Below are 19,699 nucleotides of genomic sequence, written 5' to 3' on the forward strand. Positions count from 1 at the left end.
ATAACTTGTTTGTGCCCAAATGAGTTTACCAGCTCATCCCCCCTTTGAAATCTTCCTCCCCTTGATAGAAAAAACTTTTCTTTTTGCTTAAGAGTCAATATTTAAACATGGCTTCCTATATATCCAAAACATTTAACTTTCTACCACACTACATATCAATAAATTTAAGCCATAAATTACTTCTAATAAATGTTAGGAAATCTAACATTATTTTATAGGAATAGATAAATAACATCAAGTAAATGGCGGAATTTTTTTAATTATCTTTATTTTAGGCTGTTTTTGTATAGATTGTTCTTATGTAACCCGCAGCCTGAATACACTTCACTTTCCGAATATGCTAGACAATAAAAAGAAGGTATCTACTAAAAGAAACCTTCTTTTTTTACACTTATATACTAATATCCCTTTTTTGGAAAAACACAAAAGTGATAACCATAAAGATAATATAATAAACACTTAATATGCCTATTGACATCGGCATTGTAATATTCTCCAATATCTTATCTTGCATAACAAATGCGGTTTGGTCTAAATGAGGGAATATCAACATTTTTGTCCATGCATACTTGTTCGCATACATTAAAATAAGGCCTCCAATTGTCGAAGAGGAAAATAAGACAAAGATACCTACTCCAACTGCGATTGCCTGGTTTTTAAATAAAGTGGATAACATAAAGGCAATAGTAATAATCATTAATAGGCCTGGCAGATAATAAGCAAACAATTTAAAGAAATGACTACCTCCGCTTACAGCAACCATGCCAGCATCAATTTTATCTGCAAAATTACCAGTTCCAAAAAACAGTATTCCTATAATATAGCCAAACACCAGCAAAACAACAGCTAAAAACAAAGCATAAATAAGCATGGCGATATACTTAGACACTAAAATAGCCCAGCGGCGATGCGGCCTTATCAGCAGCTGTTTAATGGTGCCATCCGAAAACTCTGAGGAAATATTTCCTGCACAGACGATGACAACAAATAGAGTAACCAACGATTTTAAGGCGATGACCAGTTCATTCATAAACGACCAATTAGTTGGATACGGATTCACCTTTTCTTTTAAATACCATTGTTTTTGTGCAATTTGATCTGATAGCATAGCCTTTTCTTCTTCCGGCGCTTTTTGCTGCTGGTCTTGAAGATCTTTTATTTCCATCTGTACAGATTCTTGCCAAGTATCTCCTTTTTGTTTATCGGTCACTTTTTGATAAAGAAGTCCCGATCCTATAAGTGCCACAATAAGCAATATAGCAAATACCCAGCTCATTTTCTTTTCAAAAGTTTTAATAAGTTCATTTTGAATTAAACCAATCATATTGTTTGCTTTTCTCCTTTCTGACTAGTAATTTCTAAAAATCTGTCTTCAAGGGTTAATTTTCTTACAGTAATTCCATATACAGAAATTTCATTTTTCACCAATAATTTGTTTATAATAGGAATGGATGGTTTCTTTATTTTTAGCGTTAATTCCTTTTTGTGCTGTGCTGTTACTTCGAAATCAATCGCACTATTATTTAATAGCGGAACCACTTTTTCAAGCTGGTCTACTTCGAAAATAACTTCTCTTAAATCCTCTGCTTCTTCTTGTACCGTTTCATCCATTGTGGAAATATGGATCAATTCTCCCTTTTCAATAATTGCAAACCGATGACACATTAGCTGCATTTCCGCTAGTAAATGGGACGATACTAACACAGATATGCCTTGTGCTGCCAGCTCGTGAAGATAATTGCGAAATTCTTTTATCCCCTGTGGATCAAGCCCATTTGTCGGTTCATCTAAAATAAGAAGGGCTGGATTATGTAATAATGCCTGCGCTACGCCTAAACGCTGACGCATTCCTAAAGAATAAGTTCTTACTTTTTGATGCATGGCATTCTCTAATCCCACTAACTTGGCTACTTCAAGGATACGTTCTTCTGTAATTTGCTTTTTTGCCATTCTTGCGTAATGACGCAAGTTCTTATAACCACTCATATACTTATAAAATTCAGGGTTTTCTACAATTGCGCCAATGCTGCTCATCGCATTAGCAAACGAACTGTCTAAAGAATAGCCATTAATTACAACGTCCCCTTTTGTTCTATTGATCAAGCTGACGATCATCCGGATAATCGTTGTTTTCCCTGCTCCATTTGGTCCAAGCAGTCCAAAAATCTCCCCTTTTTCAACAGAAAAACTGACAGAATCTACAATGGTCTTGTTTCTAATTTTTTTCGTTAAGTTTTTTACTTCTAAAGCATATTGAGACATATTTTGCTCCTTTCTTTTATAATACTTCTCTCAAGCCTATACCACGTAAGCCGAACATCCTACTTCCCTATTCTATACGATAGGAAACAAATGAAAGTTTCATTTTTTTGGAAAATAAAAGAATAATAATCTACTCTTCACGAAGAAAAGACTCTTTTTTAGCGGATTATGAAATTCAAATGTGCTTTTTTCTATTCTTTTTGGTGGTTAACTTATTAAGAAAAGCGCAAGCAGCCTTGCTCATCGACAGAAAAAGCTGAGGTCCAAAGGATGTAGATCACACAAACGCCGCCACAGGACGTGGCGGTTTTAGTTTGTGTACTTTAGAGAGAAAGGAAACACAAAGAGCGCAAGCGTTGATGTTGACTTATCGTAGACGAGGTGAAGGAAGCGGCGAAGTCGATAGGGTGCTTGCGCTAGACACTTCACAGACTTCAGAAAACTTATACTTTCTTATCTTTTAAAAAAGCCGGTTTCCCTCCAAATTAGTAGAAGAAAATCCGGCTTTTATTATTTTAATGTATTTATTATACAGATGTAGTGGATAACCCATTTATTACTTCTTGTACTGGAATATATTCATATCCAAGATCTTTTGCAACTGGAGAATACGTAATTTTACCATCAAATGTATTTACACCTTGTTTGATCGCATAATTGCTTTCAATCGCTGCAACTGCTCCTTGATTGGCAATTTGCAGTGCATAAGGGATGGTTACATTTGTTAATGCAATCGTAGAGGTTCTAGGAACTGCTCCTGGCATATTCGCTACTGCATAATGAACAACCCCATGCTTTTCATATGTTGGATTATCATGTGTTGTAATATGGTCGACTGTTTCAAATATACCACCTTGATCAATTGCCACATCAACAATTACAGAGCCTGGAGACATTTTCCTTACCATTTCTTCTGTTACAAGCTTCGGTGCTTTCGCTCCTGGAATTAATACAGCTCCGATTACTAAATCTGCTCCTACTACCGCTTCCTCAATATTTGCCGGGTTGGAAATAACCGTATTAAGGCTTGAACCAAACTGATTATCCAATTCTCTTAATCTTTCTGGATTTAAATCTAATAATGTTACATTTGCTCCAAGTCCAATGGCAATTTTCGCTGCGTTTGTTCCAACAATACCACCACCGATAATCGTAACATTTCCTCTTTTCACTCCGGGCACACCAGCAAGAAGAATTCCTTTTCCGCCATGTGGCTGTTCTAAGAATTGTGCGCCGATTTGCACTGCCATTCTTCCTGCAACCTCGCTCATTGGGGTTAAGAGCGGCAGTTTGCCATTCACTTCAATCGTTTCGTATGCAATCGACGTTACTCCATTTTCCGTTAGAGCAGCTGCAAGCTCTTTTTCTGCTGCTAAATGTAAATACGTGAATAAAATCAGACCTTTACGGAAATACCCATATTCAGATGCTAAAGGTTCTTTCACTTTAATAATCATGTCAGAAGCATTCCAAAGCTCTGCTGCTGTTGCGATAATTTTTGCTCCCGCTCCCGCATATTCTTCGTTTGTGAACCCACTTCCAATACCTGCATTCGTTTCAACAAGGACCTCATGTCCACCTTTTTTCAAAAGAGATACACCTGAAGGAGTAATCGCTACCCTATTCTCGTTGTTTTTTATTTCTTTCGGAATACCAATAATCATTTTCCATTCCTCCTTGTTATATCTTCTTACGAATAACGTTAGATTTCTTATCATTATCATAAGACGAATGGAAAAATTAATCATTGTTAAAAACAATAAAAGTTGCGCAGGGCATTTGTGAAAATCCACAAAGCTTACTCTTTACGCCAACGCATAAGCTTCAGATCTAAATAAAGCATAAATTTTTGAGTAGGAGCAGATAAATTCACATCCATTATTTCAGCTATTCTTTTTAGACGATAGGTTAATGTATTTATATGAATATGAAGCCTTGCAGCTGTTTTTTGCATGCTTTCATTTTCATCTAGATAAACTTCCAATGTCATTAATAATTCTGTATGATGCCGATCATCATATGCTGTTAATTTTTGAATAGCGATATTTTCAGAACCATCTTGGATTCTCTTCTCTAATAATAAATCCAAAAACTGATAAATCCCTAAATCTTGATACTGATGAAAAGAAGCTGCTTCTGCTGGAAATTTCTCCTGAACCTCTAACACTGTTTTTGCTTCTTTGTAACTTTTTATGACATGTTTAAAGTCTTTGTAGATTCCTCCAAACCCACCTCTAACATGTAAAATATCAAACCTTTCCTTCAAATGAACAGGAAAGCTCTGAATAAACTTTTTATAGGTGGAAGATGGATTTGTCCGCAATTCCTTTGCACTCATCAATATGATTAATTCATTATCATCAATCGTTGAAAAAGGGATTTTTACGTCTTCCGCAGTCTTCAATAAATAGAGAATATGCCTCTCCATCTCTTTGCTTATTATACTTTCAAACCGAAATGCCATGATGGTAAAGTGAGAGAATAAAGGAATTCCGATTTCATTTAATTTCACATCCGCTTCTTGCTCCGTTACATGCCCTGTCAACAGTCTCCAGAAAAACTCTTGGTTATCTAGACTGGATGGTGCTTTATTTTTTCCAAACCGGGACAGCAAGTGCTTTCCAGCAGCTGCTGCAAATTCCAATTGCTTCATTTGCTGTGCTGTTAAATGATTATTTATTTCTACCGCCCAAATATAGCCGATCACCTCTTCGCCTCTCCATATGGAAACAGCGACCCGATTGCCTAATCCTATTTCCTTTTTTTCTTCAATACGAATCGGCCTTTTGCTTTTCAACAATTGTGGAATGACGCCATCCTTCCACAGGCGATTAATCACTTTTTCCGGAACTTTCCGACTAATGATGGTCGAAATTCTCGCCATATCAGTCTCCTCACCGTGGCTGCTGTAAACTAAAACACGATGGTGCGTATCTTCCAGTGTAATAGGGCACCCAAAAAATTCACTTACATGATCAACAAAACTTTCAAGGGAATCGTACATTTCCCGTCGGAACGGATTCAATGGCTCATTAGACATTAATCTGCTCCTTCCTTTTTCATATTAAAATTCGCATTGTTTAATAAATAAGTGCAGAACTTATATTTATTCTTTCTTCTTCTATTTTATCGTGTTTTCTTCCTATTCAACAATACATAATTAGAAGAGGACCAAGTATTCGAAAAAGAGCTTTCCCAAATTTGTTCGAATTGCAGGTGATTTGTTTTTTTCATTATTGATTCTATTTGTTTTATTATCTTTTATATTAAAAAATAGGAGGTTGTTCAAATGAAAATAAAATTATTATTAATTACTCTACTAGTTGTGCCCATGCTTTTTGGTTGCAAAAATAAAGAAGAAAAGACTAAGGAAAAATATGATTCCATAATTAATCAAGTTATCACACTAGAAAATATCAAATTACAGAAAGAAAAAATCCTTAAAAATAATGAAATTCTAAAAAGAGAAGAAACTGGCATTATTGTTTATTCAGATGGTAAATATATCAGTCTTATATATACACTTGATTCAAATAAACAAATAGAATCTATATATCAAGAAAAAAATAAGGAGTACGAACTATTCCCACAAAACTCTAATAACCTTAAAAAATTTACAAATATTTCAAGAAAACAAGTTATACAGAAAATGTAGGATTAAAATAATAATCATTATTATAAATATTGCCCGCAACAAAAACCCCCCATTATTAGATATTCTTTTCTAACAATTGGGGGGGGGCAGTTAAGCCTGCCTTTATAAGATAAGAAGTATAAGTTTTCTGAAACCTGACAAAAGTCTAGCGCAAGCACCCTATTGACTTCAACGCTTCCCTCACCTCGCTTGCGTTCTTCGTGTTTCCTTTATCTCACTTAAGGTACACAAATTAAGAACGCCACATCCTGTGGAACTCACCTTTTTCTGTCGATGAGCAAGGGCGCTTGCGCTTTTCTTATATTTGCTTGATTAACATCGTATTTTTCATTTTTACTAATCGACTAACCAGCAGAAAACCAAGAATGGATCCAGCTAAGCTGCTGACAACAAAGGATGGAAGGAAAAAGAAGGCTCCTGTTTTCGTTCCCATCAAAATGCTTGCATAAGGTACTGCAAATAAAGCTGCTATTACTCCCGTTCCGACAAATTCTCCTAACGAAGCAAGATATGTTTTGGCTGTTTTTTTGTATAAATATCCTGCAAGAAGAGCACCAATCATACTTCCTGGAAATGCTAGCAGAGATCCTGTGCCGGCGAGATTTCTTAATAATGATGTCATAAAAGCAATAATAACAGCGGGAATTGGTCCTAACAGCACGGCTGCTATGACATTTAATGCACTTTGAACCGGATATGCTTTTGCAACGCCTGCTGGAAACCAAAGAACGGTTGAACCAAATGTGCCGATTGCTGTAAATAAAGCCATTACTACAAGTTGATGTGTTTTTTTCATTTTCTATCCCTCACTTACATGATTTAAGCGAAAGCGGCCGCTAAAGGACACCTTAATGGATATTGACTAATGATCCGTCTTGAATAAAAAAAGCCAGATCTAAAAAGACCTGACTTTTCATTAACAAGAAATAGAGAAAAATCCACTACTTCCCTACGCTGGCATAATCCAGATCAGGTTCTTAGAGTTGAAAAACGGGATGTTTTTCTCTCAGCCTGTAAAACGGCACCCCTAGTAGTCAATACTTAGCTTATTATGTTTATCTTATCCTATTTTTCAGGCGCTGAAAAGGGGCTTTACTCTAATCATTTTGATCGTTTATCAACAAATTGCATATCAATTAATTTATCGTAGTCATAGCCCTTTGTATAAACACCTGTTTTTTCCACCACTTCCATTGGCTTTGCAACAGCTTCTTTTGAGATATATCCATCTTTACTCCATAAATGATCGGCATACGCTCTGTCCAAGGATGCTTTTAAGCTGTCATCCGGTGTAGAAGGAAACTCCTCTTTCAATACTTTCATCGCTAATTCTGAATTTTCATCTACTGTTTTTAATCCTTTTAATACGGCTTTCACAAAGCTTTCTACTATCTTTGGATCTTTTTTTATTGTAGATTCTTTCACACTTATCACAGAATAAGGATAATCTCCTAAGCTAGTAAAACTATAAAACGGCTCTTTCCATACTCCTTTTTTGATACCCTCTGTAATTTGCGGCTCTCCTCCATTTGCGATATCCGCTTTTCCGGATTCTACTAATGAAACTACTGCACCAGCATCAGCCGGCTCTTCCAATGTTACATCTTTATCTGGATTTAAGCCTAAATCCATTAACAGCCATCTTGTCAGCAAATTAGGACTGCCCCCAAAACGGCCTGCTGCAATGGTTTTCCCTTTTAAGTATTTTGCCAACTCTTCTTTATTTGAACTATCAATTTTTACATCTTCATTGCCCATTAAGTATACATTTGCCCGATTTACAACATTTACAACCGATGTAATCGGATCAGGACTTCCTGTATTCGCCATTTGATTTGATTCAGGACCACCTATGTTTCCCCATGCATCTCCGCTGACAACCGATGTTACATGAGCACCACCTGTTGCAGTAATTACTTCCACATCAAGTCCTTCTTCTTTAAAATATCCTTCCTGAATCGCTACATACAACGGTAAATAGCCGATTAAGTGAACTGGCTCTGCTATTACTATTTTCTTTAATCCGTCGTTTTTTCCGTCATCAGAATTTTCCTTATCCGATGAACAACCTGCGAGTGTAAGCATCAAACCTAGACATGCAATAAATACGAGCTTCATTTTTTTCAATGTAAATCCCCCTTTTATTTATAAAAAAGAAAGGTGTTTCTGACTGTTAAGAGATAGGAATAATGGTTGGAGGTAAGTGGATATTTAATAGGAGTATTTGGTGTTTTTTCTAAAATGGAGATAGTCTGTTTTGATAATTGATTAAACATTCCTTTCTTCTTGCTACCTGTTTAATTTCCATGTCTTCCTTTCAATAGCAGCTTTTCGATCCAAACCGTTGCAAAATACATGAAGATAGATAGAATAGATAACACAACAACGCCTACCCAAACAAGATTAATATTCATGATTTGTCCGGCATATAAAATCATTCTGCCAATTCCTTGTCTCGAGCTGATAAACTCGCCTACAATCGTTCCTGCTAATGCTAATGCAATGTTAATTTTCAAACTGCTAACAATCCATGGCATGCTTGTCGGAATCACTACTTTTGTAAAAACATGCCTTCTTCTTGCCCCTAAAGAGTATAAAAGCTTTTCTAAATCTGCATCTACGCTTTTTACTCCACTATATGCAGCAAGTGCCGTAACAATAACTGTCATCATAAATGCCAATACTACTTTAGAGCTGAATCCTATACCGAACAGAATGACAAGCACAGGTGCTAACGCAAGCTTCGGAACCGCATTAAACGCAATCAAATATGGTTCTGAAATTCTGGAGTAATAGTACGACCACCAAAAAGACAGTCCAATTAAAGCCCCAAAAAATGTTCCTAATATAAAACCTAAAATAGTTGCCCCTGAAGTGTATAAAAGATCATTAAGCAAGGTTCCATCCGTAAAAGCAACAGAGGCTGTTTTCCATATAATAGACGGACTGCTCCAATAATAAGCATCGATTATTTTCCATTTCGTTAATAATTCCCATAAAACAACAAATAAAATACCAATTGCCCACTGTCCATAAAAAGTAGCCTGTTTTCGTCTTTTTGCTTTTGCTTCTTCATCTTCAATATATGGAAAGGGTTTTTTTTGTTTTGTTGTCACTGATCGTTCTCCTTTCCTTTTTTCTAAAAAACCACTATTCTTTTTCCTTCAAAAGGCTCAACACATATTTTTTAACCTCTACAAATTCCGTATTTAATAAGGTCTTTTCGTTTCTTGGTCTGTCTAAAGGAACCGTTATTTTCTCTTTAATACTTCCAGGTCTTGGCGTCATTACATATATTTCATCCGATAGAAAAATGGCTTCGTCTATATCATGGGTAATAAAAAGCACTGTTTTTCTGAAGTCAGCCCATATTTGCAAAAGCCATTGCTGCATCTTTAATCTCGTCTGGGCATCTAGCGCCCCAAACGGTTCATCCAACAAAATGATATCTTGATCATATAAAAGCGTGCGCAGGAGTGCTGCCCTCTGCCTCATTCCCCCTGATAATTCATCCGGATAATGATTTTCAAATCCTCCCAATCCATACTTCTCTAACAGCGGCATCGCTCGATTTATTGCCTCTTTTTTAGAAACGCCTTTTACTTCAAGACCTAATATTACGTTATGAAGGATGGTTCTCCATGGCAAAAGCAAATCCTTTTGAAGCATATATCCTACAAAGCCTTTTTTTCCGATAATATCTTTTCCATCTAATAGAACGCTTCCTGTTGTTGGTGTAATTAAACCTGCAATGATATTAAACAAAGTGGATTTTCCACAGCCGCTCGGGCCAATGACGCTAATAAACTTCCCCTCTATAACCTGCATGCTTGCATCGTTTAAAGCATAGAATTCTTTGCCGCCTTTTTTAAAAATTTTACTGTTGTTTTTCACTTCTAATTTATACACAGCAGCCCTCCATTCCGAGCTTCTAAAAGAACGGATTATCCTTTCATTATATGTTTTCCTTTTACCAAGTATTCTTTAAGAGAGGTAGTACATATCGATGAAACCGAGTCAGAAAAACATGCAAGGGAAGCTCGTTTAGCGAATTCTTATTCATCATTTTTTCAGGTCGGAAAAAGATAGGTCTTTGTTATACTATATGGAGATTTTGAAAAGGGGTAATGAAAAAGAAGAAAAACCATTTAAAACATACAGGGAAGATACATCCCTCCTCTTCACCAACTAACAAGGAATTGAGGGAAATAAAGGAAGCACGAGAGCGGAGCCAGGCTATACTTGCAAACCAAAAATTTTTGCTGTTTTTTTCAATAAAATTGGCAGAGCCCCGCCCTTTTCTTTACAAAAAATAGTCTGAGAATATCGACAAGTTCTATCAGGCTGATCGAAAACGGTTATCTTCTAGGTGTAATCCCCTTAAAGAAGGGCATAGACGTTTTTTCAACAACCAGTTCCATCTTCGTATTATCCCATCTATTCAATTCAACATTTTATAATCAAAAATTTTTTGTGAGCTTTAGTAATGGTATATATTAATTTGTTAAGATATGTCCATTTATATACTTTCTGCTGATAACACTTTTCAATATAGATACACCCTTTACTTTATTGCATTTTTTTCCTTTCAAGATACTCTATAAATTTGCTTACAAGCACTTCCCCAACGATAAAAAAAGATGCCAAAGATGTATAATCAATTCCGCTGCTTGTTGGTACAGATGTGGTAGTTGCATATAAATTATGCGGTGTCATTTGTGCTAACGAATTATTTTTCATATTCGTAATAGATAAGAATGGAATTCCCTTTGTCACTAGCTTTTGAACTTTAGGAATCAGATTTGGTGTATCGCCTGATAGTGAAATAATAATCATTAGATCCTTCGCTGTTAAATCAGGCAATATCACTTCAAATTTTGTTTGATCATGAATAATAGTAATATATCGGTGCTGCGCAATAAACGCACGCTGTAATTCATGTGCTGCATTTAATTGTCCAGAACCTGTACCATATACAAAAATACGCTCCGATTGATCCATCAATTGACAAATATCTTCAAAGCTCTTTGCCTTCAGATGCTTTAAGGTTGCTTCAATATCTGAGGTTAATGTGCCGATATAGTCTGCAGCCACCTCACCTTCCCCTTCATCTTCCCATTTCAAAAATACGCGAAATTCACTGTAGCCGCTAAAATCCAGCTTTTGTGCAAGACGAAGTACAGAAGATCTTGAGACATTGCATTTTTTAGCCAAATCATTAATATTCAGCTTATAACAAGAACTTTTATTATTTAAAATATACTTTAAAATATGAAAATCATTTTCATGCAATTGATTATAATATCTATTAATCAGCTCTTCTAATTTCATATCGTTCTCCTCCTATACCACTCAGTTATATTTTATCCCATACTTAACGGGCAGTAAAACCCCCACCTCGGGGATGCTGAGAAATCGAGGAAGCTAGGTGGGGGATAACTGCCCGTAAAGATCCGATAAGTTCAACTAGCCATCAGTGGGGGATGAACAAAACCCCCACTGATGGAAGGTTCACTTTATAATAACCATTATGACAAGGAAAATATAAAAGAATGGCAGGAGAATCTATGAAAATACTGCCTCCTTTTCTTTTGAAAAAGGAGGCAGTATTAATAGTACATTTATTTATCCCACGCTTAACGGGCTGTAAGACCCCCACCTCGGGGATGCCGAGAAATCAAGGAAGCTAGGTGGGGGATAACAGCCTGTAAAGGTCCGATAAGTGCAACTAACCATCAGTGGGGGATGAGGAAAAACCCCCACTGATGGAAGTTTACTTTATTGAGAGATTAGCTCTCTTTCATTTTGTTCTTTTCTAAGCACCGGCCAATAATTTTTATTCGCGGCCATTAATTCATCTAATATTTCTTTGGCTACGGATGCACTAGGCACCGTTTTGGATAAAGTGATCGCCTGCCATAATTTTTGATAAGAGCCCTCTTCCCATGCCTCTACCACTAGCTTTTCCACAGAAACCTGCTGCTCCATTAATCCTTTTTGAAATTGCGGAATTTTTCCAATCGATAATGGTTCTGGGCCATTCGATCCTACGATACATGGTATTTCAACCATTCCGGTTGAATCAAAATTCTCAATAGCTCCTTTATTTTCAACAATTAACAGCATTCGTTCATGCGTGTTGTAGGCAATAGCCCTCGCTAAGTCTACGATGTAGGATGCATGCATATCTACATGAAGAGCGCTTCCTGCTGTCGATTGATTTGCTGTTATTTTTTCACATTCTCCAAATACAAACTTCTCTCTTCCATTCATTACTTCATTCGCACGAGTGTATTCTTTGTTGGAATGTCCTACGATGTAATCTGGAAATAGATAATATTGAAGGTAGGTGTTCGGTAATGTAGTCGGATCTAATTGGAAAACATCTCTCGCCTTTGTAAACGTATCATTCCATGTTGCTTCCGTATGTTGTTTATCCCCGCTAGTGACTACATACCCATTTTTCACAACATGCTCTTTAATTTTTGGCATTAAATCATTTCCTTGCTTATCACGAATATCTGTCCACCAGCCAAAATGATTTAATCCATAATAACGAACTACCAACTCTTTACGGGATGCTAATCCTAATGTTTCTGCCATACGTCTTTCAATGCTGACAGGCATATCACAAATATTTAATACTTTAGAATGGGGGCGCAGCTTGCGGCAGGCCTCTGCCACAATGGCTGCAGGATTTGAATAATTTAGCATCCATGCATTCGGCGAGTATTTTTCCATATAATCAATTATTTCAAAGACACCGCCAATAGAACGCATTCCATATGCTATTCCACCAGGCCCACATGTCTCTTGCCCTACTACTCCATATTTAAGTGGTATTTTTTCATCTAATTCCCTCATTGCGTATTTCCCTACTCGAATATGCGCCATCACAAAATCAACATCAGAAAATGCTTCTTCTGGATCATTGGATGCAATAAATTCAATTTCCGGAGCTTTTTCCTTCACAATAATTTCGCAGGCACCTGCTATTTTGTCTTGTCTTTCTTTATCATTGTCATAAAATTTCAGCTTTCGAATTGGAAATCTATCTAGATTATCTAATAACATTAATACAATTCCAGGAGTAAATGTACTCCCTCCGCCTGCTATTACTACTGAAAATTTTTTCACTTTTTTTCCTCCTCTGCCTTGTATAACTCATTTATATCACAGTGATTTTTTGCCCTCAATAGAGTTGGAAACGTTTGCTCCGAATCACAATTATTGTTCTTTTTCCCATTAGTTAAGATTTTTCCCACCCCTTTCTTTCATCTTGCTGATAATAAAGAAAAGCGCAAGCGCCCTTGCTCATCGACAGAATAAGCTGAGGTCCACAGGATGTGGATTACACAAACGAAGACATAAGGACGTGGCGGTTTTAGTTTGTGTTCCTTGAAGAGATAAAGGAAACACGAAGAACGTAGTGATTCGATGTTGACTACGCAAGCGAGGTGAGGGAAGCGTTGAAGTCGATAGGGCGCTTGCGCTAGACACCCGTTAGACTTCAGAAAACTTATACTTTCTTATCTTAGAACAAAAGCGCAAGCACCTTGATCATCGCCGTACAAACTGGCCGATTAACTTCGCCACGTCCTGTGGCGACATCGGCACTTGTACATCCTGTACTTCGGAAGGGCTTCGACTGAGATAAGGCGAGACTTCCCCATGATGGTTAGTCAAGTCGATCAGGTTTTTACGGGCAGTTTTTTCATCCACCATCTTTTTTCAGGTACTCTTACTGCCCGTTAATACGTGATAAAAGAAACACGATGAGCGCAAGCGTAGATGTTGACTTATCGTAGGGAGATGACCTGAAGTTTGATAGGCGCTGGCCGATTAAGTACGCAAAAGAGGAAAATCAACTAAATATGCAACGTCGATTGACTCGCATCCTGCGAGCCTGTTGCAACATCGGCACATGTACATCCTGTACGTCGGAGCTGGACGCGGACCAAACTGCTAAGTTATCCACCACTCTATTTCGTTTATAATTTCCTAGACAATAAAAAAGAGCAGAGAATAATCTCTACTCTCCATTTATCTCACGCTTAACGGGCTGTAAGACCCTACCTCAAAATGATGAGAAATCGAGGAAGATAGGTGGGGGATAACAGCCTGTAAAGGTCCGATAAGTGCAACTAACCATCAGTGGGGGATGAGGAAAAACCCCCACTGATGGAAGTTTACTTTATTTAATTAGCTTCTTTTAGTAATATTTCAAATTGCTCCCTTACTTGTGGAACGGATAAACCGACAATAATTTGAATTGCTTTGCCATTTTTTACAACACCATGTGCACCAGCAGCTTGAAATGCACTATCCGGCATTAGTTTGCTTTCATCTTTTACACTTACTCGGAGGCGAGTAGCACAATTCATCACATCTTCAATATTATCAGAGCCCCCTAATGCCTCTAAAAAGCTTGAAGCTTTATCAACAAACCCACTGCCAGAGGCATCAGACACTTTTTTTGCTTGTTGTTTTTCTTTAAAATCTTTTTTGGTATATAGTTTTGTCTCTGCATTATTATCTACTTCACGCCCAGGGGTTGCAAAATTAAACTTTAAGATCATGGTACGGAATACAAAGAAATAAATTACAGTAAAGACTAGACCAATTGCCCACTGAATAACGTAAATAGAACCATGAGAAGAAAATAACGGTATCCAGTTGGAACTTGCAATCTCAATTAATCCGCCAGTCATTAATCCAACTACGCCAAATGCATACATTGTTGCAGCCATTGTTGCAGCTAATAAAGCATGAACAGCAAACAAAGCCGGTGCTATAAATAAGAACGTGAATTCCAGCGGTTCCGTAATTCCTGCGACAACAGCGGTTAAAGTTGCTGGTATTAATAAAGAAGCAACCAATTTTTTCTTTTCCGGTCTTGCCGTAGAATATAAAGCGTATGCAATTCCAGGCATTGCAAATATTTTTGCATTCCCATATAAAGAGAATCCTCCCTGTGGAAATAAAACTTTTAAAGATTCTTTAGAAGCTGCAAATTCCGTCAAATGCTCAATCCAAAATACTTTAATCCCGCCTTCAACTGCAGCTGGCCCTAATAAAAATGGCGTCCATATAAAATGATGTAGCCCCGTAGGCAGCAAGATACGTTCTAAGAAAGTGTACAACCAAACCCCTGCTACACCTGCCGAACCTAAAAAAGCTTGTAAGGATAAGATTCCATTTTGAACAACAGGCCAAACAAATGAAGTAATAAGAGCTAAGGGAAGCATAATAAAGAAACTTATAATGACAACATAAGACGTACCTTGAAAAATCCCCAGCCAATCTGGCAGTTTTTTATCAAAATAGCGGTTATGAATCGCTACTACAATGGAGGATATAACGATGGCGCCAATAATGCTAGTATCCAATGTTTTAATACCTGCTATCATGGTTAATCCTGTTCCTGATCCAACTTCCGCTGTAAAATCAACACCAAAGGATGCCCCCCACATTGTTAAGATGGCATTTATAAAATAATTAAATGTCAAATAGGTAATAAGCGCTTCCATACAGGCTCGTGCATGTGCTTTTTTTGCTAAAGCAATTGGTATTCCTATTGCAAATAATAGTGGCATTTGTCTCAAAACCATGCACCTTCTCCAACGATAAACCAGCATTGATACCAAAGGCTATCTGGGTTTGCAAAAGACCCCATTATTAATGGATTTTTAAAAAGAATTGCAAGTCCAATGACCACGCCAGCAAAGGGAAACAATAAAACCGGAACATAAAGTGCACCGCCAAAACGTTGAATTTTCTGCATCATATAAAAACCTCCCAATCTATTAAGTTTAATTAATTCCGATTAAAATTATTAGCAAAATCATTATTTTTGCTAACGCTTTCATGGATTAATATTATCCTAACTTGTTTTCTTTGAAAATATGAAGGAAGGAAATTGCTCTCAATCACTTCTTCTGTGCTTTTTCTCATCTCTTAAGAATTTTCCCACACAAAATCCTAGCGTTTTTTATTTTTGAAAAGAATTGTATTGCTTCCATTAATTTTCACATTTATCTTCCTATATCCTCTTTTATTTTTTTATAATTCAGATAAAATTAACATAATAGTATTAAAAGCTTTTTGATTCAAAAAATGATTGGAGTCCTGTTACATGTTGCAAAATTTAAATGCATTTCTCGGAAAGTGGATGCCTCTGCTTACACCCACTAGTGTCATTATTGGGGTGGTCTTGGCCAGCTTCCTTCATCACCTTTCTTTTTTAGTTCCTTGGATCTTTGCTGCTATGACCTTTACTGGCAGCCTCACATCTAATCTCAAATCAGTAAAACACACTATTACTCATCCATTATCATTACTTTTAACGTTAGCTGTTTTACATATCATTACCCCATTATGGGCATTTGCGATTGGGCATTTATTTTTTCAAAATGATCCATTTACTATTACCGGCTTAACTTTAGCAGTTGTTATTCCTACGGGGATTACAAGCGTAATTTGGGTTTCGATGTATAAAGGAAATGTGCCGTTAACATTGGCCATCATTTTATTAGATACATTGCTTTCTCCTTTTCTTGTCCCACTCAGCATGTCGTTCTTTGTGGGAGAAAGTGTTCATTTGGAAATATGGGGGATGATGAAGGGGTTATTGGGAATGATTGTTTTACCTTCTATAGCTGGCATGGCGATTAACCAATATTCCAAGTCTACTGCAGAAAAATGGAATAAAACATTAGCTCCTTTTTCCAAACTTGGCTTAGCTGCAGTTGTCAGCATCAATAGTTCTGTTGTTGCTCCCTACTTACGACATATTGATAAAAAATTTATTCAAATTGCGTTGACAATCTTTTTGATTGCTTTATCTGGTTATTTTTTTGCTTGGATCCTTGGCGTTTTAACAAAAAGAAGCAAAGAGGAAGTTATTGGCATGATTTATACAGGTGGCATGAGAAACATAAGTGCTGGTGCTGTTTTGGCCGTAAGTTTTTTCCCGCCTCCAGTAGCTGTTCCTGTTGTAATTGGGATGTTATTCCAACAGATTTTAGCAGCATTCTATGGTCAAATGATACGGACAGTTTATCTTAAACCAGTTTTGGTCCATACAGTTAACAAAAAGTTATCTTAACCTTTATCAGAGTTATTATAGGAAAAATATTTTTATACGCTTTCCCGGCAGATGACTGTCGGGTTTTTTTTATGCAAAACATTTCTGTTCACCCACTAAAAACGTCAAGGAAAGCACATGACTAATGAACTAGCCAAATTTGTTGAAGCCTTTTTTCCTTTATACCTTTTTTATACAAAATTACTATTGCAAAATAAAATTACAGTACTATTTACCATATTTTATAAAATTTAAAGGATTTTACATCACTGTATCAGAATAATATTTTTGTATAATTCTAAAATTTAAAAAATGGGGGAATCTTACTTGATTAAGAAGAAATTTGCAGCTACTGCCATGGCATCAGTAATAGGATTAAGTGCTTTTTCATTTGGTGCTATTACACCATCACAAAAGGCTGAAGCAGAAACAGCATTAAAAGAGACAACTAGTAGTTCTACGATTGATTTAGGCATTGCCAATGATGAAAAGTTAATCGAAATGTTGAAAAAAGAAGGAAAACTTGCCAAAGATGCACATCCAGCTGAAGCAGAAACAGCATTAAATAAGTATTTAAAAGCAAAATCGGAAGGAAGTAAAAAGGGGACAAAAGACAAGCTGCCTAAAGGGCTAGCCGAAGAGGAGAATACAGCGGATAAATTACCTAATAACAGCTTAATGAATGGAAAAGGAAACAAAATAGGACAAGCTAAGAAAAATACAGTAGATCCAGTTAAAGAAGAAAGCTACGATGGGGATGTTCGCAAAGACAAGGTGCTAGTCCTTGCTATTGATTTCCCTGATTATAAAAAAAGCTCTATTAAGCCAGAAGAAACCGATATGTTTTATGAAGATTATACACATGACCACTTTCAGGATATGATATTTGGCAAAGACGGCTATAAAGGCCCTAATGGAGAGAACTTAATTTCCATGAAGCAATATTATGAACAGCAATCTGGGGGCAGCTACACAGTAGAAGGAACAGTTGCTGGCTGGTATACAGCTGATCATCCTGCTGCGTATTATGGCGGCAATGTTCCTTCTCCAGACGGTAATGACGCACGCCCGCGTCAACTAGTTTATGAAGCGCTAAAAAAGGTGGGACAAGACCCTACTATTGACTTAAGCGAGTATGATGTATGGGATCGCGACGATTATGATGGCGATGGTGTATATCACGAGCCGGACGGAATTATCGACCATTTAATGGTCATTCATGCTGGCGTTGGGGAAGAAGCTGGCGGAGGCTCTCTTGGAGGAGATGCGGTTTGGTCCCACCGTTCCAGCCTAGGATTAGTAGCTGTTCCGGGAGGTTCCTCGAATAGTGACAGATTTGGTGGTTTATTAGGTGCAGATGATTATACGATTGAACCTGAAGATGGAGCTGCAGGTGTTTTTTCTCATGAATTTGGCCATGATTTAGGCCTTCCGGATGAATATGATACTATTTACAGCGGTGCAGGTGAGCCAGTTGGCTATTGGTCCATTATGTCTGCTGGAAGCTGGGCAGGTTCCATTCCTGGAACAGAACCGTCTGGATTTAGCCCTTATGCGAAAGAAATGCTTCAAAACCTGCATGGCGGCAACTGGCTAACAGGTGATACAATCGATGTAAACAATGTAACAAGCAAGGGGACGGAAATCCTATTAGATGAAGGTGCAACAAAAGGAACAAATAATGATGCGGTAAGAATCAATTTGCCGGATAAAGAAAATATTGTGAACACTCCAGCCAGCGGTCAATATGAATACTTCAGCGGCAGCGGAGATGAATTAGACCATTCGATGAAAATGACAGTAGACTTAACGAGCGCATCTAGTGCTAAGTTAACATTTAAAACCTGGTATGATATTGAAACAGATTGGGATTATGCCTCTGTAAAAGTAAACGGAGAGTCTATTGCAGGTAATATTACAACGATAGAAAATCCATATGAACAAAACCCTGGGTATGGAATTACGGGAAGCTCTAATGGCTGGTTGGATGCAGCTTTTGACCTTTCTGCATATGCAGGCCAAAAAGTAGAGCTAGAATTCAACTATTGGACAGATGCAGGGGTAGCGCAGCCAGGATTTTATGTAGATGATATCAGCATTACTGCAGATGGCAAAGAGGTTTATGCGGATAATGCAGAAGGTGACTCCGGCTTTACATTTAATGGATTCACAAAAGATGAAGGTAAATTCTGGTCAGATCGATACTATCTTCTAGAGTGGAGATCTCATAACGGAGTCGATGCAGGTCTTGGTCATATCCGCCGTGGAGCCAGCTTAATGAGTTTCGATCCAGGTTTAGTAGTATGGTATGTTGATAATTCATACGATGACAACTGGACAGGCGCTCACCCTGGCGAAGGATATCTAGGCGTAATGGACGCCGACCAACACACTAATTATTGGAGTGACGGCACTGTTGCATCTACTCGCTATCAAGTACATGATGCTGCATTTAGCCTTAACAAGACAAATAAGATGTTCTTGGATTATTCTGAACTTGCTGGAATTACATTAAAAGACAACTTTACACAACGTTCTTCTCTATATGATGATCATGCTGACTACAGTAATCCTGGCCTGTTGGATGCTGGACGCAATGTGCCTGAGTACGGATTGAAATTCCGTGTCGTTGGACAAAGTGAAGATGGCACTGTTGGAAAAGTATTACTTTTCAAATAAACCCTAAAAATTTTACC

The 19,699-nt window shown here is 37.3% G+C and carries 13 protein-coding genes, 1 pseudogene and 1 riboswitch; of the genes and pseudogenes, 3 read left to right on the forward strand and 11 right to left on the reverse strand.

All coding sequences use genetic code 11. From position 1 onward, the window contains the following. Nucleotides 1–391: 391 nt before the first annotated feature. The 4 genes from ACTYBU_RS08925 to ACTYBU_RS08940 form a co-directional block, all read right to left on the reverse strand. On the reverse strand, nt 392–1,324 hold the full coding sequence (locus ACTYBU_RS08925) for an ABC transporter permease (protein ID WP_445488997.1): 933 nt from the start codon (nt 1,322–1,324) through the stop codon (nt 392–394). Then, a complete protein-coding gene (locus ACTYBU_RS08930) occupies nt 1,321–2,262 on the reverse strand; it encodes an ABC transporter ATP-binding protein (protein ID WP_445488999.1) in 942 nt (313 codons plus the stop codon). The genes ACTYBU_RS08925 and ACTYBU_RS08930 overlap by 4 nt, the downstream gene beginning before the upstream one ends. Before the next feature lie 527 nt (nt 2,263–2,789). Beyond that, nucleotides 2,790–3,926 (reverse strand): alanine dehydrogenase, encoded by a 1,137-nt coding sequence (ald, locus tag ACTYBU_RS08935; RefSeq protein ID WP_445489001.1) that lies wholly within the window; start codon nt 3,924–3,926, stop codon nt 2,790–2,792. Nucleotides 3,927–4,060: 134 nt separating this feature from the next. Further along, entirely contained in the window at nt 4,061–5,302 is a 1,242-nt protein-coding gene (locus tag ACTYBU_RS08940; protein WP_445489003.1) for a PucR family transcriptional regulator, read from the reverse strand. A gap of 249 nt (nt 5,303–5,551) precedes the next feature. Between ACTYBU_RS08940 and ACTYBU_RS08945 the strand changes: the two genes are divergently transcribed. Then, on the forward strand, nt 5,552–5,917 hold the full coding sequence (locus ACTYBU_RS08945; RefSeq protein ID WP_445489005.1) for a lipoprotein: 366 nt from the start codon (nt 5,552–5,554) through the stop codon (nt 5,915–5,917). 298 nt (nt 5,918–6,215) lie between these two features. Here the strand turns inward: ACTYBU_RS08945 and thiW are convergent, their stop codons facing one another. From thiW to ACTYBU_RS08980, 7 genes and pseudogenes are all read right to left on the reverse strand, one after another. Next, on the reverse strand, nt 6,216–6,713 hold the full coding sequence (thiW, locus tag ACTYBU_RS08950; RefSeq protein ID WP_445489007.1) for an energy coupling factor transporter S component ThiW: 498 nt from the start codon (nt 6,711–6,713) through the stop codon (nt 6,216–6,218). 133 nt (nt 6,714–6,846) lie between these two features. Beyond that, nucleotides 6,847–6,956: riboswitch (TPP riboswitch) on the reverse strand. 62 nt (nt 6,957–7,018) lie between these two features. Then, nucleotides 7,019–8,035: an ABC transporter substrate-binding protein gene (locus tag ACTYBU_RS08955; protein WP_445489274.1), complete on the reverse strand. Its 1,017-nt coding sequence runs from the start codon at nt 8,033–8,035 to the stop codon at nt 7,019–7,021. A 179-nt stretch (nt 8,036–8,214) separates the two neighbouring features. Then, a complete protein-coding gene (locus ACTYBU_RS08960) occupies nt 8,215–9,033 on the reverse strand; it encodes an ABC transporter permease (protein WP_445489008.1) in 819 nt (272 codons plus the stop codon). Between the two features lie 34 nt (nt 9,034–9,067). Then, a complete protein-coding gene (locus ACTYBU_RS08965) occupies nt 9,068–9,826 on the reverse strand; it encodes an ABC transporter ATP-binding protein (protein ID WP_445489010.1) in 759 nt (252 codons plus the stop codon). 660 nt (nt 9,827–10,486) lie between these two features. After that, nucleotides 10,487–11,248 carry a MurR/RpiR family transcriptional regulator gene (locus ACTYBU_RS08970; protein WP_445489012.1) on the reverse strand — a complete coding sequence of 254 codons (762 nt, stop codon included), beginning with the start codon at nt 11,246–11,248 and terminating at the stop codon, nt 10,487–10,489. A 447-nt stretch (nt 11,249–11,695) separates the two neighbouring features. Continuing rightward, nucleotides 11,696–13,078 carry a 6-phospho-alpha-glucosidase gene (locus ACTYBU_RS08975; RefSeq protein ID WP_445489276.1) on the reverse strand — a complete coding sequence of 461 codons (1,383 nt, stop codon included), beginning with the start codon at nt 13,076–13,078 and terminating at the stop codon, nt 11,696–11,698. A gap of 1,037 nt (nt 13,079–14,115) precedes the next feature. Then, nucleotides 14,116–15,704: pseudogene (locus ACTYBU_RS08980) on the reverse strand (alpha-glucoside-specific PTS transporter subunit IIBC). A gap of 348 nt (nt 15,705–16,052) precedes the next feature. Between ACTYBU_RS08980 and ACTYBU_RS08985 the strand changes: the two are divergent. Both ACTYBU_RS08985 and ACTYBU_RS08990 read left to right on the forward strand, forming a co-directional pair. Then, the gene (locus ACTYBU_RS08985; protein ID WP_445489013.1) at nt 16,053–17,024 is read left to right on the forward strand and encodes a bile acid:sodium symporter family protein; all 972 of its coding nucleotides are present in this window, start codon (nt 16,053–16,055) and stop codon (nt 17,022–17,024) included. A gap of 306 nt (nt 17,025–17,330) precedes the next feature. Next, on the forward strand, nt 17,331–19,682 hold the full coding sequence (locus ACTYBU_RS08990; RefSeq protein WP_445489014.1) for an immune inhibitor A domain-containing protein: 2,352 nt from the start codon (nt 17,331–17,333) through the stop codon (nt 19,680–19,682). The last annotated feature ends 17 nt before the right edge of the window (nt 19,683–19,699 follow it).

It is taken from the genome of Niallia sp. 03133, assembly GCF_052663225.1.